21 protein-coding genes are annotated in these 24,427 nt (G+C 63.4%); 20 read left to right on the top strand and 1 reads right to left on the bottom strand.

The genetic code is table 11. The features are described 5' to 3' along the window. Positions 1–16: 16 nt before the first annotated feature. The 20 genes from N8A98_RS03115 to N8A98_RS03020 all read left to right on the top strand — a co-directional run bounded on the left by N8A98_RS03115 (position 17) and on the right by N8A98_RS03020 (position 23,655). Positions 17–979: a dihydrodipicolinate synthase family protein gene (locus tag N8A98_RS03115; RefSeq protein ID WP_262169080.1), complete on the top strand. Its 963-nt coding sequence runs from the start codon at positions 17–19 to the stop codon at positions 977–979. After that, positions 979–2,040: an ABC transporter ATP-binding protein gene (locus N8A98_RS03110; RefSeq protein ID WP_262169077.1), complete on the top strand. Its 1,062-nt coding sequence runs from the start codon at positions 979–981 to the stop codon at positions 2,038–2,040. The genes N8A98_RS03115 and N8A98_RS03110 overlap by 1 nt, the downstream gene beginning before the upstream one ends. A gap of 29 nt (positions 2,041–2,069) precedes the next feature. After that, positions 2,070–3,095, top strand: coding sequence for an aldo/keto reductase (locus N8A98_RS03105; RefSeq protein ID WP_262169074.1), 1,026 nt, complete (start codon positions 2,070–2,072; stop codon positions 3,093–3,095). A gap of 448 nt (positions 3,096–3,543) precedes the next feature. After that, a complete protein-coding gene (locus N8A98_RS03100; RefSeq protein WP_262169072.1) occupies positions 3,544–5,109 on the top strand; it encodes a TIGR04028 family ABC transporter substrate-binding protein in 1,566 nt (521 codons plus the stop codon). A 65-nt stretch (positions 5,110–5,174) separates the two neighbouring features. Beyond that, the gene (locus N8A98_RS03095) at positions 5,175–6,119 is read left to right on the top strand and encodes an ABC transporter permease (RefSeq protein ID WP_113124124.1); all 945 of its coding nucleotides are present in this window, start codon (positions 5,175–5,177) and stop codon (positions 6,117–6,119) included. After that, the gene (locus N8A98_RS03090) at positions 6,116–6,964 is read left to right on the top strand and encodes an ABC transporter permease (protein WP_262169070.1); all 849 of its coding nucleotides are present in this window, start codon (positions 6,116–6,118) and stop codon (positions 6,962–6,964) included. Before N8A98_RS03095 ends, N8A98_RS03090 begins: the two co-directional genes overlap by 4 nt. Continuing rightward, positions 6,961–8,610: a dipeptide ABC transporter ATP-binding protein gene (locus N8A98_RS03085; RefSeq protein WP_262169068.1), complete on the top strand. Its 1,650-nt coding sequence runs from the start codon at positions 6,961–6,963 to the stop codon at positions 8,608–8,610. The genes N8A98_RS03090 and N8A98_RS03085 overlap by 4 nt, the downstream gene beginning before the upstream one ends. After that, complete coding sequence (locus N8A98_RS03080) at positions 8,607–9,647, top strand: putative FMN-dependent luciferase-like monooxygenase (RefSeq protein ID WP_262169065.1); 1,041 nt, start codon at positions 8,607–8,609, stop codon at positions 9,645–9,647. Before N8A98_RS03085 ends, N8A98_RS03080 begins: the two co-directional genes overlap by 4 nt. Before the next feature lie 30 nt (positions 9,648–9,677). Continuing rightward, complete coding sequence (locus N8A98_RS03075; RefSeq protein ID WP_262169063.1) at positions 9,678–10,337, top strand: CMD domain protein; 660 nt, start codon at positions 9,678–9,680, stop codon at positions 10,335–10,337. Positions 10,338–10,347: 10 nt separating this feature from the next. Beyond that, entirely contained in the window at positions 10,348–10,947 is a 600-nt protein-coding gene (locus N8A98_RS03070) for an alkylhydroperoxidase domain protein (RefSeq protein WP_262169061.1), read from the top strand. Between the two features lie 326 nt (positions 10,948–11,273). Beyond that, positions 11,274–12,587: a PQQ-dependent sugar dehydrogenase gene (locus tag N8A98_RS03065; RefSeq protein ID WP_262169059.1), complete on the top strand. Its 1,314-nt coding sequence runs from the start codon at positions 11,274–11,276 to the stop codon at positions 12,585–12,587. A gap of 561 nt (positions 12,588–13,148) precedes the next feature. Continuing rightward, the gene (locus N8A98_RS03060; protein ID WP_262169056.1) at positions 13,149–14,174 is read left to right on the top strand and encodes a glycine betaine ABC transporter substrate-binding protein; all 1,026 of its coding nucleotides are present in this window, start codon (positions 13,149–13,151) and stop codon (positions 14,172–14,174) included. Between the two features lie 321 nt (positions 14,175–14,495). Then, on the top strand, positions 14,496–15,365 hold the full coding sequence (locus tag N8A98_RS03055; protein WP_262169054.1) for an ABC transporter permease: 870 nt from the start codon (positions 14,496–14,498) through the stop codon (positions 15,363–15,365). Further along, complete coding sequence (locus tag N8A98_RS03050) at positions 15,366–16,421, top strand: quaternary amine ABC transporter ATP-binding protein (protein WP_262169053.1); 1,056 nt, start codon at positions 15,366–15,368, stop codon at positions 16,419–16,421. It abuts the gene before it with no gap. Positions 16,422–16,511: 90 nt separating this feature from the next. Further along, positions 16,512–16,829, top strand: coding sequence for a hypothetical protein (locus N8A98_RS03045; RefSeq protein ID WP_262169051.1), 318 nt, complete (start codon positions 16,512–16,514; stop codon positions 16,827–16,829). 26 nt (positions 16,830–16,855) lie between these two features. Further along, the gene (locus N8A98_RS03040) at positions 16,856–18,583 is read left to right on the top strand and encodes an ABC transporter ATP-binding protein (RefSeq protein WP_262169049.1); all 1,728 of its coding nucleotides are present in this window, start codon (positions 16,856–16,858) and stop codon (positions 18,581–18,583) included. A gap of 389 nt (positions 18,584–18,972) precedes the next feature. Continuing rightward, positions 18,973–20,508, top strand: a complete 1,536-nt coding sequence (locus tag N8A98_RS03035) for an OpgD/OpgG family glucan biosynthesis protein (protein ID WP_262169048.1) — start codon at positions 18,973–18,975, stop codon at positions 20,506–20,508. Beyond that, a complete protein-coding gene (locus N8A98_RS03030; protein WP_162740180.1) occupies positions 20,505–20,642 on the top strand; it encodes a hypothetical protein in 138 nt (45 codons plus the stop codon). Before N8A98_RS03035 ends, N8A98_RS03030 begins: the two co-directional genes overlap by 4 nt. Positions 20,643–20,684: 42 nt before the next feature. Next, entirely contained in the window at positions 20,685–22,445 is a 1,761-nt protein-coding gene (gene mdoH / locus N8A98_RS03025) for a glucans biosynthesis glucosyltransferase MdoH (RefSeq protein WP_262169045.1), read from the top strand. After that, positions 22,432–23,655, top strand: a complete 1,224-nt coding sequence (locus tag N8A98_RS03020) for an OpgC family protein (protein ID WP_262169042.1) — start codon at positions 22,432–22,434, stop codon at positions 23,653–23,655. Before mdoH ends, N8A98_RS03020 begins: the two co-directional genes overlap by 14 nt. On the opposite strand, the gene cobM is transcribed toward N8A98_RS03020, so the two are convergent. Then, positions 23,656–24,420 (bottom strand): precorrin-4 C(11)-methyltransferase, encoded by a 765-nt coding sequence (gene cobM, locus N8A98_RS03015; RefSeq protein ID WP_262169041.1) that lies wholly within the window; start codon positions 24,418–24,420, stop codon positions 23,656–23,658. Between the last annotated feature and the right edge of the window lie 7 nt (positions 24,421–24,427).

Here is a 24,427-nt window from a genome sequence, read left to right as displayed (position 1 = left end):
CATAAGGAAAACTGCCATGTCCAATTCCAAAGACCTCATCCCCAACGGCGCCTGGCCGGTCATGCTCACCCCCTTCAATATCGATCGCTCCATCGATTGGGCGGGCGTCGATGCACTGGTCGACTATTACGCGACCGCCAAGGTCGCCGGCATTTTCACCGTCTGCCTGTCGAGCGAAATCTACCAGATGAACCCCGAGGAGCGGGTCGAACTGGCAACCCGCGTGGTCAGGCGCGCCGATGGCCGCGTGCCGGTCATCGCTTCCGCCGTGGCGGGCTCGGCGCCGTCCGAACAGGCCGACGCCGTCAAGGCCATTGCCGATACTGGCGTAACCGCCGTGGTGCTGCTGCCCTGTCTGATTGCCGATGAAGGCGAAACCAACGCCGTCTGGCGTGGCCGCGTCGAACAGGTGCTGGCTCAAACCGGCAACATTCCACTGGGCTTTTACGAATGCCCGCGCCCCTATAAGCGCGGTGTTGCCCCCGACGATCTGGGCTGGGCCGCCAGCACCGGCCGCGTGCTGTTCCACAAGGACACCTGCCACAATCTCGATCTGATGAAGCTCAAGCTCGCCGCCACCAAGGGCTCGGGCCTCAAATTCTTCAACACCCAGATGGGCACGCTGATCGATACGCTCGAGGCCGGCGGGCACGGCTTTTCCAGCTACGCCGCCAATCTCTACCCCGAGCTGGTGCAATGGGTATCGATCAATTTCGACAAGGATCGCGCCACCGCCCTCAAGATCCAGCAATTGCTGGCCATTGCCGAGCACTCGATCAATTCGAAATATCCCGCCTCGGCCAAATATTTCGTCAGCCAGAACGCCGGCGTCGACATCGCCACCACCTGCCGCTCCGTCTATGACAGCCTTGGCCGCCACGACCAACTGCCGCTGCTGGCACTGATCGACTACGTTAGGAGTCTCGACCTGCCGATCGACATCGTCTCGATGGGCGCGCCGTCTTCGAGGGCCGCATAATGGCTTCGGTCACGCTGAACGGCCTCAAAAAGAGCTTCGGCAATGTCCCGGTTATCCATGGGTTGGACCTCACCATTGCCGATGGCGCTTTCGTCGCCCTGGTCGGCCCGTCCGGTTGCGGCAAATCCACTTTGCTCCGCATGATCGCCGGCCTTGAAGAGTTGACCGACGGCGAAATCCTGTTCGGCGACCGGCCGGTGGATCACCTCAGCCCCCGCGACCGCAACATCGCCATGGTGTTCCAGTCCTACGCGCTCTACCCGCATATGACCGTGGCCCAGAACATGGCGTTCAACCTCAAGATCGCCGGCGTCCCCGCCGCCGAACGCGACAGGCGCGTCGCCGATGCCGCACGCCTGCTCGAACTCACTGACCTGCTCAACCGCCGCCCCGCCCACCTCTCCGGCGGCCAGCGCCAGCGCGTCGCCATGGGCCGCGCCGTGGTGCGCGACCCGGCGGTGTTCCTGTTCGACGAACCGCTGTCCAATCTCGATGCCAAGCTGCGTGTGCAGATGCGTACCGAGATCAAGGGCCTGCACGCCAAGATCAAGCGCACTTCGATCTATGTGACGCACGACCAGGTCGAAGCCATGACCCTGGCCGACACCGTCGTCGTGCTCAACAAGGGTCGCATCGAACAGGCCGGCGCACCGATGGACCTCTACCGCACCCCGGCCAATCTCTTCGTCGCCGGCTTCATCGGCTCGCCCTCGATGAACTTCGTCACCGCCGACATCGTCGATGGTTCTGCGGCCAAACTGCCCTCCGGCGACGTGCTCAAGCTCGATCCCACCGTCGCCGTAACCACCGGCGAACGCGTAACCCTCGGCCTGCGCCCGGAAAACTTCGTCCCCGGCGACGCCAACAATCCCCTGCACGGCAAAATCCGCCTGGTGGAGCGCACCGGGGCGCAAACGCATCTGGTGGTGGATATGGCCGGGCAGGACTTGACCGTTATCGTCGATGGCGGGATCGATGTCAGCCCCGGCATGGACTTCACGGCGTCGGTGGCGCCCGCGCTCATCCACGTTTTCGACATGGCCACCGGCGCCCGCCGCTGAGCTGAACTTCACTTCTGACTGGACATTCCATGACCTACAGCGCCGCTTCCGGCCGTTACGAAACCATGCAATATCGCCATGCCGGCCGCTCGGGGCTCAAGCTCCCTGTCATCAGCCTGGGCCTGTGGCAGAATTTCGGTGGCACCCGCGACTACCCCTCCGCCTTCGAAATCCTGGGCGCCGCCTTCGATGCCGGCATTACCCATTTCGATCTCGCCAACAATTACGGCCCTCCTCCCGGCTCCGCCGAGGAGCTGTTCGGCCTCGTCATGGCCCGCGATTTCCGCCCCTATCGCGATGAAATCATCGTCTCGTCCAAGGCCGGCTACAATATGTGGGAAGGCCCCTATGGCGAATGGGGCAGCCGCAAAAACCTGATCGCCAGCTGCGACCAGAGCCTGAAACGCCTGGGCCTCGACTACCTCGATATCTTCTATTCCCACCGCTTCGATCCCAATACCCCGCTCGAGGAAACCATGGGCGCGCTCGCCCATATCGTGGCCCAAGGCAAGGCGCTCTATGTCGGCATTTCCAACTATCCGGTCGAGGAAACGCGCCAGGCTCACGCCATCCTCAAGTCGCTGGGCGTTCCCTGCATCCTGCACCAGCCCAGCTATTCCATGCTCAACCGCTGGATCGAGAACGACCACACCATCGATGCCTGCGGTGAACTGGGCATCGGCATGATCGCCTTTTCGCCCCTCGCACAAGGCATTCTGTCGGGCAAATACAATACCGGCGACACCGATGGCGCCCGCGGCACCAGCAACAATCCGTTCCTCAAGGCGGCCAATATCCGCCCGGAAACGCTCGATGCCGTCGGCAAACTCGCCGCCATCGCCAAGGCCCGTGGCCAGAGCCTGCCGCAGCTCGCGCTCGCCTGGGTCCTCCGCCGCAAGGAGATGACCTCCGCCCTGATCGGCGTGCGGACACTGGCCCAGCTGCACGACAATCTGGGAGCCCTGCAACAGCTCGATTTCTCCCCCGACGAGCTGGCGGCCATCGAAGCCGCGACCACCAGCGGCATGATGGACGGCAAGCCTCGCTGGAAGTGATCAGCGGCTGGAGGGCCCCAATGCTATCCCCCTCCCCCTTGAGGGGAGGGGTTAGGGGTGGGGGTGCTGCGGTCTCCCAACGCTCGATATTGGTTTGAAACCTCAGCACCCCCATCCTCAATCCCTCCCCTCAAGGGGGAGGGAGGCGGACCGAGGCTCCCATGCCCAAGCCGACCCCTGGGGACGGCTCATTCTTTCCACACGACGAAGAATTTCTAACAGCGCCCCGAGCGGCGCATCGCCTTTGCCGTCTTCCTTCTCAATATAGCCTACCAATTTAATAGACATTATTGAGTTCGAGCCGGATCGGAATAGCATTTTGGACAGAGCGGGAGGCGAGCCCTCCACTGGTTGAAAGGAACCTGCTGTGTCACGAATTTCTCTTCCGAGCGCGAGGCGTTTTGCTGGCGCAGCTCTTTCGGCCCTGCTGTTGGTCGGCGTCTCGAGCATGGCGCTGCATGCCCAGGAAACCCCGGTGCAGGGCGGCACGCTGGTCTATCTCGAGCAGCAGGCCCACACCAATCTTTACCCGCCGGCGGGCGGTTTTTACCCCAATAGCGGCATTCTCAACCAGATCACCGACAAGCTGACCTGGCAGAACCCCGAAACCCTCAAGAACGAACCCTGGCTTGCCGAAAGCTGGGAGATCAATGCCGACGCCACCGAATACACCTTCAAGCTGCGTCCCGGCGTCACCTTCTCCGACGGCACCCCGCTCGACGCTGCCGCCGTCGCCAAGAATTTCGACACGTTCGGCCTGGGCAATAAGGAGCTGGGCTACCCGGTTTCCGAAGTCATCACCAATTACGACCACAGCGAAGTTATCGACCCGCTGATGGTAAAATTCGTCTTCAAGGCGCCGGCTCCCGGGTTCCTGCAGGGCACCTCAGTAATCGGCTCGGGCCTCGTGTCTCCCGCCACGCTCGATCTGCCCTTCAACGAATTGGGCGACGCCACCAAGATCGTCGGCTCGGGCGCCTTCGTGGTCGAAAGCGAAACCCTCGGCCAAAGCCTCAATCTCAAGGCCCGCGAAGACTATGCCTGGGCCCCCAAGAGCTTCGAGCATCAGGGCCGCGCCTATCTCGACGCCATCCAATATATCATCACCCCCGAAGACAGCGTCCGCATCGGCGCGCTGCTCGCCGGCCAGGCCGATTTCATCCGCCAGATTCAGGCCTATGACGAGCCTCAGGTCGAAGCCCAGGGCTATGTAATCCATTCGGCGCCAACGCGCGGCGTCAACAACAATGCCGTGTTCCGCCCCGACAATCCGCTGGTCGCCGATATCCGCGTCCGCCAGGCGCTGACCGCCGCCACCAATACCGACGAAATCGTCTCGACGCTGTTCTCCTCGCACTATCCCAAGGCCACTTCGGTCATCGCCTCGACCGCCTTGGGCTATGTCGATCTCGCCGCCAAGCTCGCTTATGATCCCGAAAAGGCCAAGGCGCTGCTCGACGAAGCTGGCTGGGTGGTGGGCGCCGATGGCATCCGCGAAAAGGATGGCGTCAAGCTTGAGCTCAGCGTCTATGAATCGCTGCCCCAGCCGCAGAACCGCGCCACCTTCCAACTGGTCAGCCAGCAATGGGCGCAGGTCGGCGTCAAGCTCAACGTGTTGGCGGGCGACGCCGGCAGCGCCACCACCGACCAGCTCGATCCGCTGAAAACGCCCCTGCGTTCGGCGATGGTCGGCCGCGCCGATCCGGACGTGATCAAGTCCAATTTCTACCCGACCAATCGCGATGCCCTGCTGCAAAAGGGTGGGCTCAATCCCAACGCGCAATTTGTCGATGAAGATCTCAACAAGCTGCTGCTGGCCATCGCCTCCGAGCCCGACAATGCCAAGCGGCTCGAATTGGCCGGCGAGGCGCAGACCTACCTGCTCGATCAGGCCTATGTGATCCCGTTCTTTGAAGAACCACAGGTCTTTGCCGGCGCGCCTTACGTGCATGGCATCAGCTTTGACGCCGTGGCGCGTCCCAGCTTCTACAACACCTGGCTCGCTCCTCGCTAGCCAGCGTCGCCGCCCCCGGGCTCTCCTCCGCCGGGGGCGGCATCTCACCTCAAAGGGATAGGCTGATGACGCGAAATCTGCTGAACCGGATCGGACAGGCCGCAGTGGTTTTACTGTTGGCCTTCACGGCGTCTTTCCTGCTGTTGCAGGCGCTGCCGGGCGACGCGCTCCTCATCAAATACCAGAACCCCGAAATGGGCCTCTCGGCCGAACAGATCGCCGAAATTCGCGTGCTCTATGGCGCCGACGCGCCGATCTGGGCGCAATATGGTAATACGCTGTGGAATTTCCTGCAGGGCAGTTTCGGCTATTCCATTCAGGCCGGCGTGCCGGTCAATACCCTGCTCGCCACCAATCTGCCGCCCACTTTGCGCCTCGCCAGCCTGGGGCTGGTTTTCGCCGTCCTGCTTGCCGGCACCATTGCTTTTGCCGCCACGCTCGCGCCCTTCGCCTGGCTGCGCAATCTGCTGGTTTCGCTGCCGGCTTTGCTGGTCTCCGTGCCGGTCTTCTGGCTGGGCATCATGCTCATCCAGATATTCTCGTTCCGCTTCCGGCTGGTCCCGGTGATCAACCCGTCCGAGTTCCAGGCGCTGCTCCTGCCCGTGGCAACGCTGGCCATCCCCATCGCCGCGCCGCTGGCCCAAATCCTCATTCGCAGCCTCGATGAAGTGCAGACCCAGCCCTTTGTTGCCGTCGCCCGCGCCAAGGGCGCCAGCCGCCTCTGGGTGCTGTGGCGCCACGTCCTGCGCAATGCATTGCTGCCGGTGCTGACCATTGCCGGCGTGCTGTTCGGCGAATTGCTGGCCGGCGCCGTCGTCACCGAAACCGTCTTCGGCATCAATGGCATTGGCCGCGTCACCGAACAGGCCGTCAGCAATCAGGATACCGCCGTGTTGCAGGCCATCGTCATCCTGGCCGCCTTCGGCTTCGTCGTCATCAATCTCCTGGTCGATCTCGCCGCCCCCTTGATCGACCCGCGCCTCAAACGTTCGATCGGAGCGACAGCATGAGCAGCCTCGACCTCTTCGTCGCCCGGCCGGGCCGCATCAGTCTGCGCGGCCTCCGCCATATCGATCTGACGCTGGTTCTGGCCTGGGCGGTCATCGCCATCGTCGCGGCCTGGGCCGTGGCGCCGGGCCTGTTCACCCCCCATAGCGGCACGATCGGCATTGCCGGCAACCAGCTGAAGGCGCCCGACGCCGCCCATTGGCTCGGCACAGACGAGATCGGCCGCGATGTGCTGGCGCGCATCATCTATGGCTCGGTCAATTCCCTTTCCGGCGCCATTGTTGCGGTGGCGGTCGGCCTGTTCGGCGGCACCGCGCTGGGCCTCTTCGCCGGCGCCATCGGCGGCAAGGTCGATGACATCATCATGCGCCTGGTCGATGTCATGCTCTCCATTCCCGGCCTATTGCTGCAACTCTCGATCATCATCCTTCTGGGCTTCGGCACCATCAATGTCGCCGCCGCTGTCGGAGTCACCACCGTCGCCAGCTTTGCCCGCCTGATGCGTTCCGAAGTCATCCGCGTGCGCCGCGCCGATTATGTCGAGGCCGCCTTCGGCAGCGGCGGGCGCTTCTCCGCAGTGCTGTGGCGCCATGTCCTGCCCAATTCCCTGGGCACCATCATCTCCTATGCAGCGTTGCAATTCGGCACCGCCATTCTCGCCATTTCCACGCTTGGCTTCCTCGGCTATGGCGCGCCGCCGCCCATTCCAGAATGGGGCCTGCTCATTTCCGAAGGCCGCAAATACCTGACCTCGGCCTGGTGGCTCACCGCTTTCCCTGGTCTCGCCGTCATTCTCGTCGTGCTCGCCGCCAATCGCATCAGCCAATCGCTGCGGAGGACATCATGAACTCTTTGGCCTTTGCCGCCGCCCCGCCCATTCTCGACGTTACCGGCCTCGATATTGCCTATCGCGACGCCGCCGGTTGGCGTCGCGTCGTGCAGGACGTGTCCTTCACGGTCGGCGCTGGCGAAGTCGTCGCGCTCGTGGGCGAGTCCGGCTCCGGCAAGACCACCACAGCCCAGGCCGTGATTGGCCTCTTGCCCGACAATGGCCGCATCGAGCGCGGCGCCATCCGCCTTAACGGCACCGACATCGCCCATTGGGCCGATCGGCGCCTCGACCATGTTCGTGGCAAAAGCGTTAGCCTCGTCCCGCAAGACCCCGGCACCTCGCTCAATCCCGTGCTGACCATCGGCGCCCAGACTGCCGAAATCCTGCGCCTGCATGGCGTGCGCGACGGCAAGGAGCGCCGCCAGCGCGTCATCGAATTGCTGGCCCGCGTCGGCCTCGATCAGCCCGAATTGCGCTATGGCCAATATCCGCATGAACTCTCCGGCGGCATGAAGCAGCGCGTGCTGATCGCCATAGCCATCGCCCTGCGTCCGGCGCTGCTGATTGCCGACGAACCGACCAGCGCGCTCGACGTCACCGTGCAGCGCCGCATTCTCGATCTCATCGATGAACTGCGCGCCGAATTCGGCACTTCGGTCCTGCTGGTCACCCACGACCTCGGCGTCGCCGCCGACCGGGCCGACCGGATCATCGTGCTCAAACAAGGCCAGGTGCAGGAGCAGGGCCCCGCCCGCCAGGTGCTGGGCACCCCGCGCAGCGACTACACCAAGCGCCTGCTGGCCGACGCCCCATCCCTCGCGCCCGCAGCATTTCGCACCGCCCCCGCCGCCGCGCCCGAGGCCATCGCCGTCGCCGGCCTGACCCAGGATTTCCCCGTCGGCTCCCGCAACTTCTTCCGCGCGGTCGATGATCTATCCTTCACCGTCGCCGCTGGAACCACCCACGCCATTGTCGGTGAATCCGGCTCCGGCAAAACCACCACAGCCCGCACCGTGGTCGGCTTCCAGCGCCCCACATCAGGCCGCGTCACGATCCTCGGCACCGAGATCACCGCACTTTCCGGCGAACCCCTGCGCCAGTTCCGGCGCAATGTGCAATTGGTCTACCAAAACCCCTTCGCCTCGCTCGATCCGCGCCAGAGCGTGTCCGAAATCATCGGCGAGCCGCTGCGCAATTTCGAGCCCGTGGGCAAAGCCGAACGCCTCGATCGCGTCAAAGCCCTGCTCGATCAGGTCGGCCTCCCCGCCGACACCCTGGACCGCAGCGCCCGAGCCCTCTCCGGCGGTCAACGCCAGCGCGTTGCCATCGCCCGCGCCCTCATCCTTGAGCCCCGCGTCCTCGTGCTCGACGAAGCCGTCTCCGCCCTCGACGTCACGGTCCAGGCCCAAATCCTGCGCCTCCTCCAATCCCTGCAAGACCGCCTCGGCCTGACCTATCTGTTCGTCACCCACGACCTTGCCGTGGTCCGCCAGGTGGCCCACACCGTCACCGTGATGCAGGCCGGACGCGCCGTCGAAACCGGAACAGTCGAAACCGTCTTCACCCAGCCAAGCGCCGACTACACGCGCGAACTCATCGCCGCCATCCCCGGCCGGCACCTCTCGACGCCCGCCCGATACTATGCAGGAGCAGCCCAATGACCCGGCACAATGGCAAACGCCTCGGCTTTTTCACCCGCCTCCTCGACGATGCCAGCCCCGGCGAACGCTATCGCCTCGCCGCCGAACAGATCATCGCCGCCGAGCGCCACGGCTTTGACGCCGCTTGGGTCGCCCAGCACCATTTCAGCCATGATGAGGGTGGTCTGCCCGCGCCCTTCGTCTTCCTCTCCCACGTCGCCGCGCAAACCCGCACCATTCGCCTGGGCACCGGCATCGTCACCCTGCCGCTCGAAGCGCCCCTCCGCGTCGCCGAAGACGCTGCAGTCTTTGACCTGCTCAGCAATGGCCGCCTCGAACTGGGCGTCGGCAGCGGCGGCACGCCCAGTTCATTCGGCGCCTTCGGCCTCGACAGCGCCCAGCGCGGCCCCATCCACGCCGCCAATCTCGCCATCGTCCGCAAGGCCCTGGCCGGCGAAGACGTCGGCGGCGGCAATCATCTCTACCCCGAAGGCAAGGGCCTGCTCGACCGCATCTGGCAAGCCACCTTCTCGGTCGATGGCGGCCGCAGGGCAGGGGAGGCGGGCGATGGCCTCATGCTCTCGCGCACCCAGCCCCGCGACAAGGACAGACCCAACGCGACCCTGGCCGAACTCCAGCACCCCATCATCGACGCCTATCTCGCCGCCCTCCCGCCCGGCCGCGAACCCCGCATCCTCGCCTCCCGCACCCTTTTCGTCGCCGATGACCAGCAAACCGCGCTGCACTGGGCCGATATCGGCCTGCGCCGCATCGCTGAAAAATTCGCTGCCATCGGCCACATCATCAACGGCGATAGCCTCACCGACCTGATCCGCGCCTTCGACACCCATGTCGGCACTGTGGACGACGTCGCGACCAGCCTTGCCGCCGACGACACGCTGGAACGCGCCACCGACATTTCCTTCCAGGTCCACTCCGTCGATCCGCCGCACGAGCTGATCCTGCGCTCGCTCGAACTCATCGCCACCCAGGTCGCGCCCGCTCTGGGCTGGCGCACCCTTGCCTCCCAGCTGCCGCGCGTTGCCGTGGCCGGCTGAAACCCGTCTTCACCATGAAAGGAGCTCCCCATGGGTGCCCAACATGCCGACCTGATCGATCAATTGCTCTCCATCACCGCCGGCTCGCGCCTCGACCAGATCCGCCGCCACCGCGAAATCGCGCGCGACAATGTGCAAAAAGCCTATGACGCGCTGTTCTCCCCCCAAGATGCCGGCGCCGTCTCCCTGCTCGAGCGCTTCGCCATTGCCGGGTTCGTGGCGGGCCTGCACGGCCAATTGGGGCTGACCGATCACTATATCCACCGCCTGACCCTGCTCGAAGGCGGCCCGGCCCTCGCCGTTATCGTCGGCAGCGAAACCGAGCGCGGCGCAGTGCAGGGGCCCTATGGCGATTATCCCGCCGGCCCGCTCTCCCCTGAGAACAAGCCCGGCCTGCACTACGCCGCGGCGCCGGACAGCCGCCAATTCCTCGGCGCCAAGCTATCCGCCGCCTTCGAACACGCCCATTTGCTGGTCTTCCGCCCGCGCGACGCGAGCCGGCAGGCCCTGCAAACCCTGCTCGATGCCGGCTGGAGCAATGACGGCATTGTCACCCTCTCCCAGCTCGTCGCCTATCTCGCCTTCCAGGTGCGCCTGGTCGAAGGGCTGACCGCGCTCGCCGCCTCCGCCAGCCAAACCACGACAGAAGCAACCTTCTCCCAGGCCCTCGCGGCCGGCGCCAACTCCTGAGGAACCCACGATGACCACAACGATTTCTCACCCGGATAATGTGCCGCCCGTCGCCTTCACCCAGGCTGAACTGGGCTGGATTCCATGGCTCGATCCCCTCACCGAGGCGGACCTGACCGATCGTCATTGGGCCGGCCTCGTCGATGCCTCGCGGTCCAAATCGCCCTATTTCATGCTGCTGGCGCGCGACCCCGAAGTGCTCGAAGCCCGCACCAAGGCCGACAAGGACATTTTCTACAATCCCAATGGCGGCCTGCCGCGCGCCGAGCGGGAGCTCTCGGCCACGGCCACTTCGCGCCACAATGGCTGCATTTTCTGCGCCTCGGTCCATTCGCGCTTCGCCTCCACCCATTCCAAGCGCCGCGACGACGTGCAGCGCCTGCTCGATGACGGCCTGGGCGCTGACCTGGGCGAGCGCTGGAACAGCGTCAAACACGCCGCCGTCGCCCTCACCGACACACCCGCCCGCTTCGGCGAAACCGAAATCGCCCAATTGCGCGCCAATGGCCTCGATGACTTCGAAGTCGCCGATGTCATCTCCACCTCGGCTTTCTTCAACTGGGCCAACCGCCTGATGCTCTCCCTGGGCGAGCCGACCCCGGCTCAATAAGTCCGGCAATCGCCACCAAGATCAAGCAGGCTATCCCACACCGGGATAGCCTGCTTTTGCTTGGGTGAGCGCTGCTCCCAAGAAGACCTCATGGTGAGCCTGTCGAACCACGAGGTCGAGCGAGTGGAGGCTGGGGTGCCACGACCTCGTCCTTCGACAAGCTCAGGATGAGGTCTACTGGCGTTCCTGCATCATTCGGTCCCGATTTCCCGTGGACGTAACCTCCCTGGAGTGGCAAAAAGCTATTCCCGCCCGGCGCGATCCCTCACGCGCGCTCACCGCATCAAAAACAAATCGGGCACCAATCCGCCCTGGGAGAAACGTCTATGACTGGGAACAGTTTTCTTGTCCTTGTCGTCTTGGTCATATTGATCGCTGGCGTCGTCTGGTATCTGCGCGGCCGCAGCCGCAATGGCGTCAATCTGCCAGCCGCCATGGGTACCAATCCAACCATTCCCACCGCCGTTTCGCAGGGTAGCCTGCCGGTCATGAAAACGCCCAAGGCCATGGGCTGGCAGCCCGGCCACAAGCCGACCGTCGCCAAGGGCCTGGCGGTCACCGCCTTTGCCAGTAAGCTGGTCCATCCTCGCTGGATTTATGTCCTGCCCAATGGCGACGTCCTCGTCGCCGAATCCGCCTCCCTGCCGCAGCAGGTCAAGGGCGTGGTCGACTGGTTCCGCAATCGCGTCATGCGCCGGGTCGGCGCACTCGAAATCAACGCCAACCGCATCACCCTCTTGCGTGACACCAATGGCGATGGCGTGCCGGAACTCCGCGAAATCTTCCTCGAAGGCCTGAGCCAGCCCTTCGGCATGGCCCTCGTCGGCGACACGTTCTATGTCGGCAACACCGATGGCGTCGTGGCCTTCCCCTATGTTGACGGCGAAACCCGCATCACCGCCCCCGGCCGCAAACTGCTCGATCTCAAGCCCGGCGGCCACTGGACACGCAGCCTGCTCGCCAGCCCCGACGGCACCAAGCTCTTCATCGGCGTCGGCTCGCAGAGCAACATCGCCGAAAACGGCATGGCGGAAGAGGAAAACCGCGCCGCGATCCACGAGCTGGATCTGGTTACCGGCAAAAGCCGCATCTTCGCCTCGGGCCTGCGCAATGCCGTCGGCATGGCCTTCGAGCCGACCACCGGCGTCCTGCACACGGTCGTCAATGAACGCGACGGCATCGGCGACGAAACCCCGCCCGATTACCTGACCTCGGTCAAGGATGGCGGCTTCTATGGCTGGCCCTATTGCTATTGGGGTCAGACCGTCGATGACCGCGTGCCGCAGGACCCGGCCATGGTCGCCAAGGCGCTCACGCCCGACTACGCGCTGGGCGGCCACACCGCCTCGCTGGGCCTCTGCTGGGTCCCGGCCGGCACATTGCCCGGCATTCCCGAAGGCATGGCCATCGGTCAGCACGGCTCCTGGAACCGCAGCATCCTCAGCGGCTACAAGGTCATCCTCGTTCCCTTCGTCGACGGTCGCCCCACCGGCAACCCGGTCGAGCTGCTCAGCGGCTTCCTCGCCCCCGACGAAAAAACCTCCTACGGCCGCCCCGTGGGCGTAACCCTTGGCGCCGACGGCAGCCTGCTGGTTGCCGACGACGTCGGCGATGTCGTCTGGCGGCTAACCGGCGCCTGAGGGGCAGGGGCCTTGCCCCACTAGCCTCCCACCCACCGCATCTCCCTCGGGCTTGACCCGAGGGCCACTCTCAGCCCGGCACAAGCGGCGAACGACCCTCGGGTCAAGCCCGAGGGAGATGCGGTGGTTGATCTACTCTCGGTGGCCCCACCCCACCATCCCCACCACCGCGTCATTCCGGCGAAGGCCGGAATCCATGTCCGTGGCCACCCAAACACATCCAGCGCCGGGATAGCCTTCAGCATGGATTCCGGCCTTCGCCGGAATGACATCGTGGTTGGTTGAAGCTGGGGGAGCCCACCGCCGCCCAAACCCGCCCAATTTGCGGCCATCTCGCGGCACGAGATTATTTTTTGCTTCAACACACAAATCGAGCGTCGCTTCCAGCGGTTCGAAAGAACATGCGCCAGCAAACATTCAATATCAAATGTGTCAGCATTAGTTGATCTGCAAAGAACTCACGCGCCGTTTCTTCTTTAAACTGGCAAGTATTGTCCGATTTGACACATCGAGACTGTCTCCCTATGGTCCGGCCATCACATAAATCCAGGAGACGACCTGATGATATTGAAATCCGGTGGCATTGCCGCCGCGATCGCACTTGCCTTTTTGTCTGCGATTAGTGTTCCCGCCATTGCTCAGGATAGCGCCGAAGCTGCCTGTGGCACCGACCGCACCATCGATATTGCCGAGATGACCTGGCCCTCCGCGGCCGCCTTGGCGCACATTCACGCTAGAATTCTGGAAGCCGGTTTCGGATGCGATGTCGCCATCGTCACCGGCGACACGGTTCCCACCACCAGCTCCATGGTGACGCGCGGTTCGCCCGCTGTGGCGCCCGAACTGTGGACCAGCACCGTGCAAGACCAATGGGATGCCGCCCTCGCCGATGGCTCGGTGACCAAGCTGGGCGAAGCCATCACCGATGGCACGATCGAGGGGTGGTTCATTCCCCGCTACACCCAGGAAGCCCACCCCGAAATCGTCAGCGCCGAAACAGCCATTGCCAATCCCGGCGTCTTCCCCGATCCAGAGGATACGAGCAAAGGCCGCCTCTATTCCTGCCCGCCGGGCTGGGGCTGTGAATTGGCCACCACGGCCCTGTTCGACGCCTATGACATGAGCGAAAACTGGACCCTGTTCTCGCCCGGCTCTGGCGGCGCCCTTGACGCCTCCATTGCCCGTGCCTTCACCCGTGAAGAGCCAATCCTCTTCTACTATTGGGGCCCCACCGCGATCCTCGGTAAATTCGACGCCGTAGCGCTCGACATGGGCGAGACCAAGCCCGAAGTCTACGCTTGCAACACCGATCCCGATTGCACCGAGCCGGCCGGCGTCACCGCCTATCCGTCCTCGCCCGCAATCGTCGGCGCGGCCGCCTGGCTCAGCGAAGAAGCACCCAATGTGGCGGACTATTTCACCAAGGTTGGCCTGACCAACGCCGAAATCAGCGAATTGCTGGTCTATGGCGACGAAAACCAGGCCGACGCCGCCGCCACCGCCGAAAACTTCCTCAAGACCAAGGAAGACGTGTGGACCGGCTGGGTGCCCGCTGAAGTCGCCGAAAAGGTGAGGGCAAGCCTCTAAAGGGCGAGCTTTCGAGAGCCCCGATCCGCCTCCCTCCCCCTTGTGGGGAGGGATTGAGGGTGGGGGTGCTGCCCCCTCCAAGTGCCCCGAGCCGACATCCCCCACAATGTCATTCCCGCGAAAGCGGGAACCTCCGTTTCGGGATGCCCGGCAAGAAAAACAGAGGTTCCCGCTTTCGCGGGAATGACACCGCGGTTGGGGCCCGCTCCCTCACCCACCTCACCCCGTTTTCCGCGTGATCCCCAAGCGTGCCTCTCCGGCGCCCTTTGGGATCGTGCTGAACAAATTTGCCCCTTTCGGGCCAGAAGAAAGTGACAAACCTTGTTTCCGCAATTGATTGATACCAAGCCCCTGCGTCGGGCGATCGACGACGGCCTCAATTGGGTCGTGCGCCATTGGGGCGATGGCTTCGAAGCCGCCGCCTATCCGCTGCTCATGCTGCTCAAGGCCATCGAGGACCTGCTGATCGCCACCCCCTGGTGGCTGATCGTGGCCATCCTCACCGGCATTGCCTGGCTCGCCTCGCGCAGCTGGAAATTGCCACTCATCGTGCTGTTCTCGCTGCTGTTCCTTGGTGTGATGGAGCTGTGGAAGGACGCCATGACCACCATGGCCCTGATGCTTGCCGCCACCATAACCGCCATTGTCATCTCGATTCCGGTCGGCGTTTCTATGTCCCGCTCGGCTCGGGTGCGCCAGCTCATCACCCCGGTGCTCGATCTGATGCAGACGCTGCCCGGCTTCGTCTATCTCATCCCCACGGTGATGATCTTTGGCCCCGGCAAGATTCCCGCGCTGATCGCCACTGTCGTCTATGCCGCCCCACCTCTGGTGCGGCTGACCGATCTCGGCCTGCGCTCGGTCGATCCGGCGGTGATGGAAGCCAGCCGCGCCTTCGGCACCAACCCCACCCAGCGCCTGTTCGGCGTGCAGATCCCGCTGGCGCTCCCCACCATTCTCGCCGGCATCAATCAGACCACGATGATGGCGTTGTCCATGGTCGTCATCGCCTCGATGATCGGCGCTGGTGGCCTGGGTTATCAGGTTCTGCAGGGCATCGGACGGCTCGAAGTCAGCCGCGGCCTCTTCGCCGGCCTGGGCATCGTCGCCCTCGCCATCGTCTTCGATCGCATCACCCAGTCTTTCGGCAAACAGCTTCAGGGCCGCATCGGCTTGGCGGAGGCCAGATAAATGAACGCCATGACATCCATGCAAACCGAAACGACGACCGACCTGGCGATCGCCATGCGCGGCGTCACCAAGATTTTCGGCAGCGACCCACAGGCGGCTCTCGCGCTGCTCCAGTCGGGCAAGTCCAAGGCCGAGGTGCAGGCGCAGACCGACCACGTTGTTGGGCTCGACAATGTCTCGCTTGATATCGAGCGCGGCCAGATTTTCGTGGTCATGGGCCTGTCGGGATCGGGCAAGTCCACCCTCATTCGCCATGTGAACCGCCTGATTGAACCAACTGCGGGTGAAATCGTCGTCGAGGGTAACAGTGTGTTAGCATTAAGCCTCGACGAGCTACGCAAATACCGCCGCACCAAGGTGGCGATGGTGTTCCAGAAATTCGGTCTGTTGCCGCATCGCTCGGTTATCGACAACGTCGCCTATGGCCTCGAAGTGCGCGGCGTCGGCCGCGAGGAACGGCTGGAAAAAGCCGCCAAATGGATCGACACCGTCGGCCTCTCCGGCTACGAAAACAGCCGCACCCGCCAGCTCTCCGGCGGCCAGCAACAACGCGTCGGCCTCGCCCGGGCGCTGGCCATGGACACCGATATCATCCTGATGGACGAGGCCTTTTCAGCCCTCGATCCCCTGATCCGCTCGGGCATGCAGGACCAGTTGATCGAGCTGCAACAGAGCCTCAACAAGACTATCCTGTTCATCACCCACGACTTCGACGAAGCCCTCAAAATCGGCAATCGCATCGCCGTTTTGAAAGATGGCGCGGTGCAACAGGTTGGAAAACCTGAGGAAATTGTCCTCAAGCCCGCCAACGCCCATATCGAGGAATTCGTCCGCGAAGTGAACAAGGCCCGCGCCATCCATGTCCGCTCCATCATGCAACGTGGCGACGTCGAGCCCTGCGAATACTCGGTCCCGATGAACGCCCGCTGCGAAGATGTGCTGCCCCTCTTCGCCGAGCATGAATGGGTCGGCGTGCTGGACGACGCCGGCCACCAGATCGGCCGCGTCACCGCCAAGCAGGTGATCAAGGCACTGGCCCGACATAGCCCGACATAAAGCTGACAAACGCACTCGACTTTATCGCGGAAAACAGGCTAAAGGACCGGCGGCAGCGCAAAATGCTGCCGTCGAACTCGCGAGGGTCCTATGCCACACAATTCCGAAAAGCCCGATGCCACCTTCACCGCCATCCGCGCGGCGCTGATGGCATCCTATTCCGGCACGCTGGCTTCGACCCGTCTGTCACCCCTCGATGCGCTCGAATACCTGGCTGCCGCTATTGGTTCGATTTATCGCGAAGTCGCCGATGCCCATCTTGATCCCGACGGCTGCCCCTGCGGCTGGGAGCCCTGCAATGTGCTCGATATAGTTGCGCTGCAGCAGGCAATTGCGGCAAATGCCAGCATTGCCGATGAGGCGGACCCGTTCGACTTGCGCATGCTGGCGCCTGTCGGCCACGGCTGAACCGCCGGACTGAATTGACCTGATCGATGCTGGCTCGCTTTTTTTCCTATTACGCCCCCTATAAGGGCCTGTTCGCGCTGGATTTCGGCTGCGCCATTGTCGCGGGCCTGCTCGAGCTGGCCTTCCCCATGGCGGTGGCCTATTTCATCGATCAATTGCTGCCCCGCTCCGAATTCGGCTTCATTCTGATTGCCGGAGCCGCGCTGCTGGCCATCTATATTTTCAATGCGGTGCTTATGGGCGTGGTCAATTATTTCGGCCACATGCTGGGCATCAGCATCGAGACCGACATGCGCCGCCAGGTGTTCGATCACCTGCAAAAGCTCAGCTTCCGCTTCTTCGACAACAACAAGACCGGCCACCTGATCACCCATGTGACCAAGGACCTCGAAGATGTCGGGGAAGTCGCCCACCACGGCCCCGAAGATGTCTTCATCGCCATCATGACCTTCCTCGGCGCCTTTGCTTTGATGTTCACGGTCAATTGGCAACTGGCGCTGATCACCACGCTGATCGTGCCGGTCATGACCTGGCTGGTCAGCCGCTACGGCGCCAAGATGACGCAGAACTGGCGCACCCTGTTCCGGCAGGTCGGCGAGTTCAATACCCGTATTGAGGACTCGATCGGCGGCATTCGCGTGGTCAAGGCCTTCGCCAATGAGCCGCACGAGGCCAATCTCTTTGCCGGCAACAATAACAATTACCGCAAGACCAAATTGCAGGCCTATGCCTACATGACGGCCAGCATCACCATCACCTATCTCAGCACCCGCCTGGTGCAGCTTGTGGTCATGCTGGTCGGCGCCTGGCTCGTGGTAGAGGGCGATCTGACCAATGGCGGCTTTGTCAGCTTCCTGCTGCTGGTCAATGTGTTCATGCGCCCGGTCGACAAGATCACCGGCGTGCTGGAAAGCTATCCCAAGGGCATTGCCGGCTTCCGCCGCTTTACTACGCTGATCGATACCGAGCCGGATATTGCCGACCGGCCCAATGCCAAAGCGGTACGCAACCTCAAGGGCGACATCGTCTTTGCCGATGCCGGGTTTTCCTACGAGCACGGCCGCAAGGTGCTCGACGGGTTGAACCTGACGATCAAGGCCGGGGAAACCGTAGCCGTGGTCGGTCCCTCGGGCGCGGGCAAGACGACGCTCTGCTCGCTGCTGCCGCGCTTCTATGAACTCGATAGCGGCGCGATCAGCATCGATGGCATGGATATCCGCGACATGACGCAGGCCTCGTTGCGCAGCCAGATCGGCATTGTGCAGCAGGACGTGTTCCTGTTCGGCGGCACCATCCGCGAGAACATCGCCTATGGCCAGCTCGGCGCCTCCGACGAGGCAATCATGGCGGCGGCGCGCAATGCCCGCTTCGACAAGGTGATCGAACGGTTGTCCGATGGGCTCGATACCGTGGTGGGCGAACGCGGCGTCAAACTCTCGGGCGGGCAGAAGCAGCGCGTGGCGATCGCGCGGATTTTTCTCAAGAACCCGCCCATCCTGATTCTGGACGAGGCCACTTCGGCGTTGGATACGGCAACGGAAGTCGCCATCCAGCAATCCCTCGCGGAATTGTCCAAGGGCCGCACGACGCTGGTCATTGCGCACCGGCTGGCGACCATCCAGCATGCCGACCGGATCGTGGTGCTCGATGAGACGGGCATTGTGGAGCAGGGCGCTCACGCCGAACTGCTGGCGCGGGGCGGAGCCTATGCGCGGCTGCACAATGCCCAATTTGGATTCCTGCCGGGAGCGTGATCGCCGCCCGCACCCACCAAGCCCAAACTCTTAAACAAATCTCAACGCTGCAAACGCCCGGTCCGCGGGGCATACCGTTACCTATGCGCCTGGCGGCCATCGGCTACGCGGTGGGCCTGCCCTAAACCTGCCCCAAACTTTATCGACATATCACGACAACGCGAGCAACCCTTGCCGTCAACGGATCGTTAAGGGTTCGCGGCGGGTCACCGGGAGCCATGCGGTAGTTGCATGGCGCCCATGCGTCAACTTTTACGGCTATCCGGCGTTCGAATTAAGCCGGAAACCATGCAATACAACACCGAACGGGTAGTGTTTACTTGAAGCGTCACATCAACAGCCTGCCGAATCGCCGCGATGTCCTTTTCGGGATAGGCGCAGTCGCCCTCTTGTCGACCACTGCGCTCAGCACCAAAGCCTTCGCCCAGGCCGAACTGCCCGACCAATTCGCTTTCGATTTCGACTCCTTCAGCGCCCGCATGAAGGATTTGGCGGCCAGCCCGTTCCAGCCGGTGACGTTCCAACTGCCCGAGGGCCTGCAGGGCCTGGATTATGACGCCCATATGCGCATCCAGTTCCGGCCTGACCACGGCGTGTGGGCCAAGGATAACCTAGGTTATCAGGTACAGGCCTTCCACATGGGCTGGTTGTTCAAGGAGCCGGTCAAGCTCTACGAACTGATCGATGGCCAAGCCAAGCTCGTGACCTTCACGGCCGCCGATTTCGATTATCATGACGCCGAGACCGCAGCGCGCGTCGCCACGGTGGGCGAGTTCCCCGGTGTCGCCGGCATTCGGCTCAATTATCCGCTCAATATTGCCGACAAGTATGACGAGCTCGCGACATTCCTTGGCGCCAGCTATTTCCGCGCATTGGGGCGCAACAATGTCTATGGCCAGAGCGCCCGCGGCATCGTGCTGAATTCCTGGCTCGATGTGCCAGAAGAGTTCCCGGTCTTTTCCGAATTCTATGTCGAAAAGCCCGCTTCGGCCGATGTGCCGATGACGCTTTATGCGGCCATGGAAGGCCCCAGCGTGACCGGCGCCTATCGTTTCGTGATCTCCCCGCCGCATGGCGAGCAGCAGGAAACGATCATGGAGGTGACGGCGCGGCTCAATTTCCGCAGCGATGTCAAGGAGCTGGGCGTTGCCCCGCTGACCTCGATGTTCCTGTTCGGCGATGCCAATCGCGGCAGCTTCGACGATTACCGCCCCCAGGTGCACGACACCAATGGCCTGCTGATCGAGCGGGAAAATGGGGAAGTGATGTGGCGCGCGCTCAACAATTCCACGACCCTGGGCAATTCCTATCTCTGGGAAGCCAATCCCAAGGCGTACGGCCTCTATCAGCGCGGCCGCGACTTCGAGACCTATCAGGACGCCGGCGCTCATTACGAGCGTCGCCCTTCGCTGCGCGTCGAGCCCACCAATAATTGGGGCCAGGGCCATGTGCGGCTGATCGAAATTCCGGCGCGCTTTGAAGCGGACGATAATATCGGCGCTTTCTGGGTGCCGGAAGCCCCTGTAAAAGCTGGGGATGAACGGGAATTTGGTTATCGTCTTGTGTGGGGTGACCTTAATCCCGACAAGAATTCGAGTTTGGCTTATGTGGCCGAGACGCGTGCAGGGCAGGGTGGTGTATCCGGGGTGGAGAACGCCGCCAACCTGCGCAAATTCGTGGTCGACTTTGTCGGCGGTGAATTGTCGGGCCTTTCAGCTGAAACGCCGCCAGATGTGGTGGCAACGGTCGCGGGTGGCGTAGCGCAACATACTGCGCTCTCGCGCATTGATGCCAACGGTGCATGGCGTCTGGTCTTCGACGTGGAGACTGACGGCACGACACCGTTGGAACTGAGGGCCTATCTGGTGGGGTTAGGCCGTCAACTTACTGAAACCTGGCTCTACCAGTGGAGACCCACGGCATGAAACATTCGAGCGAATTTCTCTACGCCATCGCCCTACCCGATGCACCCCTAGCTATGCCCAAGCAACGCCTGGAGCGGCAAAAGTCGCTGATGGACGTTGTGCGCAACGCCTTTCTGGTCTTGTCCTGGCGCTGATGCGCCAGCCTTTTGTCTGCAATTTTTGACTGATTGAGACCAATGACCCGGCCGATCCTGATACGGTCCCTAACGCTGCTGGTAGCCGTCACGCTCAGTGCAGCGGGGGGATATCTCTTTCTCCGTTTTACCGGGGAAGGGGGGCTGACGACGCTCGATATCGTGCGCGCCATCCTCGTCACCTTCACCAGCTTCTGGCTGGTATGGGGCGCGGCGGCGGCTGTGCTGGGCGTATTTGCGCCCGCGCGAAAGCCCGATTTCGATCCCAGGGAAAAGCCCGAGGGGCTGACCGCCATTCTGGTGCCGATCTATAACGAGGACCCGGTCGCGACATTTTCGCGCATCGCGGCGATGAACCGGAGCCTGGTGGCGCTGGATATCGCCGACCGCTTCCACATTGCCGTGCTGTCCGACACCACGGTGCTGGAGACTGCGGCGCAGGAAATCGTGTGGTTCGAGCATCTGTTGCGCGAGCCGATGAGCGCAGGCCGCATTTTCTATCGCCGCCGCGAAAAAAACACCGGCCGCAAGGCTGGCAATATCGAGGATTTCATCGCCCGCTCGGGCGGCGCCTATGATTATGCGCTGATCCTGGATGCCGATAGCCTGATGGAAGGCGCAACCATTGGCGAGATGGCGCGCCGCATGGACCGGGACGATAATCTCGGCCTGTTGCAGACCGTGCCGCAGGTGATCAATGCCGCAACGGTATTCGGCCGTTCCATGCAGTTTTCCGCCTGCTACATGTCGCCCTCCTTTGCGCGGGGCGCCGCCCTGATGCAGGGCAGCGAAGGCCCTTATTGGGGGCACAATGCCATTGTGCGCGTCTCGGCCTTTGCCGCTTCGTGCGGGCTGCCGGTGCTGTCGGGCAAGCCGCCTTATGGCGGGCATATACTGAGCCATGACTATGTCGAGGCGGCTTTGCTGTCGCGCGCCGGCTGGACCGTCAAGGTCGATCCCGAACTGGGCGGCTCCTTCGAGGAAGGCCCGGAAAACCTGATCGAATATGCCAAGCGCGATCGCCGCTGGTGCCAGGGCAATCTGCAGCACCGCCGGCTGATCGGCGCGCCAGGACTCAAGTTCTGGAGCCGGTTCACCTTCATCCAGGGCATCATGGCCTATATGGCCTCGCCCCTGTGGCTGACGCTGCTGTTCACCAGCGTGCTGGCGGCGTTGTTCCCTGACCAGCGCTCGGCCTTTTCCGGCTTCGGCGTCGAGCATCCCGTGCCGATCTGGGCGGTGGGCGTGGCCGTGGCTGTCGTATTGGTGGTGCCCAAGCTGATGATCCTGGTGCGCGGCGCCATCGATGGCCGCAACCGGCATTTTGGCGGCACTCATGTCGTGCTGCTCTCGATCGTTACCGAAGTGGCGTTTTCCACGGTATTGGCTCCGGTCATGCTGATGCTGCAGAGCCGCGCGGTGATGCAGGTGCTGCTCGGGCTTGATGGTGGCTGGCCGCCGACCCGCCGTGGGCAGAACTGGATCAGCATCAACGACGCCTTCCAGGCCAGCTGGTGGATCGTGCTGACCGGTGTGCTGGCGCTCGGCTCGACGGCAATCTTTGCCCCGTCGGTGGCACTGTGGTTGGCTCCGGCTGCCCTGCCGGCGATCTTTGCGCCGCTGCTGATCTCGATGAGCTCGCACCCCTCTCATGCCAAGCGGCCGCTCTATTTCCGCACCGATAGCGAAATTGCGCCGACCCCGGTGATGGCCGAGCACCAGGCCATCATGGCGAGCTGGACCATCCAGGGTAATCCAAGCGACGTTGCGGTCGCCAGGTCGGCCGAACATGTCGCTGCCTGAAGCCGTTCCGTTCCGCGCCGCCGGGCTGCTGGGCCCGAGCTGGGTGCGGGCCATCTGGGCACCCATCGCCGGCGATAAAGCCGCCGCGCCGCAGTCTGGTCGCGATGAGCGGCTGGACATGTTCCGCGGGCTGGCGCTGCTGATGATCTTCATCAATCACGTGCCGGGCACGTTCTACGAGGGCCTGACCAGCCGCAATTTCGGCTTTTCCGATGCGGCCGAAGCCTTCGTCTTCATGTCCGGCATGGCCTCGGGCCTGGCCTATTCCAACCGCTTCCGCACCGGCTCGCTCTGGGCCGCCACCGCCAAAGTGTGGGCGCGGGCGCGCCAGCTCTATTTCGTCCATATCACCATCACCATCCTGAGCCTTGCCATCTTCGCGGCGGCGGCCAAGTGGCTGGGGCTGGGCGAATTGCTGGCCAAGAACAATATCGCCCCGCTGTTCCAGCAGCCGCTGGGGACCATGGTGGGCATTCCGCTGCTGACCCACCAGCTGGGCTATCTCAATATCCTGCCACTTTACATGACGCTGCTGCTGGTAACGCCGCTGCTGATCATCGTGGGGCTGCGCTGGCCCGTGCCGTTGGCGCTGGCGTCGGTGCTGCTCTGGGCCATCGCTGGCGAATTCCGCCTCAACTTCCCGAACTTTCCCAACGAGGGCGGCTGGTTCTTCAACCCGTTCTCCTGGCAGCTGGTTTTTGTCCTCGGCCTGCTTTCCGGCATGGCGATGAAGGTGGGCAAGCGGTTCATCCCCTATCAGCCGGTGCTGTTCGGCCTGGCCGCTGCCATCCTGGTGTTCACCCTGATCTGGATGAAAGTGCCGCCGATCGGCAAGGCGATGAATGGTACCATGGGCTGGTTCGGCAGCATGGGCACGCCGTTTTACCTGATCTGGTTCGACAAGACCTTCCTGACCTTGCCGCGGCTGCTGCATGCGCTGGCGCTATTCTACGTGCTGGGACATCTGCCAATCATGCGGACCCTCGCCCAATCCTGGATCGCGGCTCCATTCCGGCTGATGGGCCGGCAGGGCCTGGCCGTGTTCGCAGCCGGCACCGTGCTGAGCATGGCGCTGCAGGTGGTGAAAGCGCCGATGGACGCGCATCCGCTATGGGATGGACTGCTGCTCGGTGGCGGGTTGCTGTTCCTGGTGGGACTGGCTTGGGTGTTGACCAAGACGGCAGAGCTGTCGCGGGCCAAGGCGGCCTAGCTACAACCCATCACGGCCGCGAAACCGGCGTTGGTAATCCGGATCGTACAGTGCGCTTTCGCGGAAGCCTTCGGCGCCCAGCGTGCGGCCGACAAAGATAATCGCCGTGCGCTCCACCGGGTCGGCAGCGAACGCAGCCTCGATCGTACCCAGCGTACCGCGAATGATCTTCTCATTGGGCCAACTGGCATGGGCGACGATGGCCACCGGGCAATCGGCGCCATAGAGCGGCGTCAGCTCGGCCACGACCCGATCCAGCGCATGAATGGCCAGATGAATGGCGAGCGTAGCGCCACTGGCGCCGAAGCCGGCGAGGGTTTCGCCCTCGGGCATGGGCGAGGCACGACCGGAGACGCGGGTGAGCACCAGGCTCTGCGCCTCGGCCGGAATGGTGAGCTCGCGGCCCAGAGTGGCGGCGGCAGCAGCAAAGGCCGGGACCCCGGGCGTCAGCGTATAGGGGATGCCGAGCCGGTCGAGCCGCCGCATCTGCTCGGCGACGGCGCTCCACATCGAGAGGTCGCCCGAATGCAGCCGCGCTACGTCCTGCCCGGCAGCATGGGCCGCCTGATATTCGGCTTCGATTTCATCGAGCGAGAGCGGGGCAGTGTCGACCAGCCGCGCGCCGGGCGCGCACCAGGCCAGCATCTCAGGCGGCACGATGGAGCCGGCATAAAGGCAAACCGGGCAGCGGGCGAGCAGATCGCGGCCGCGCACGGTTATGAGATCGGCTGCGCCGGGGCCGGCGCCGATAAAGTGGACTGTCATGGAATAT

Origin of the sequence: Devosia neptuniae (genome assembly GCF_025452235.1) — a bacterium.
GTDB lineage: Bacteria > Pseudomonadota > Alphaproteobacteria > Rhizobiales > Devosiaceae > Devosia.
Note: the sequence above shows the minus strand (reverse complement) of the source record. Positions and strands in the feature narration are given on the sequence as shown.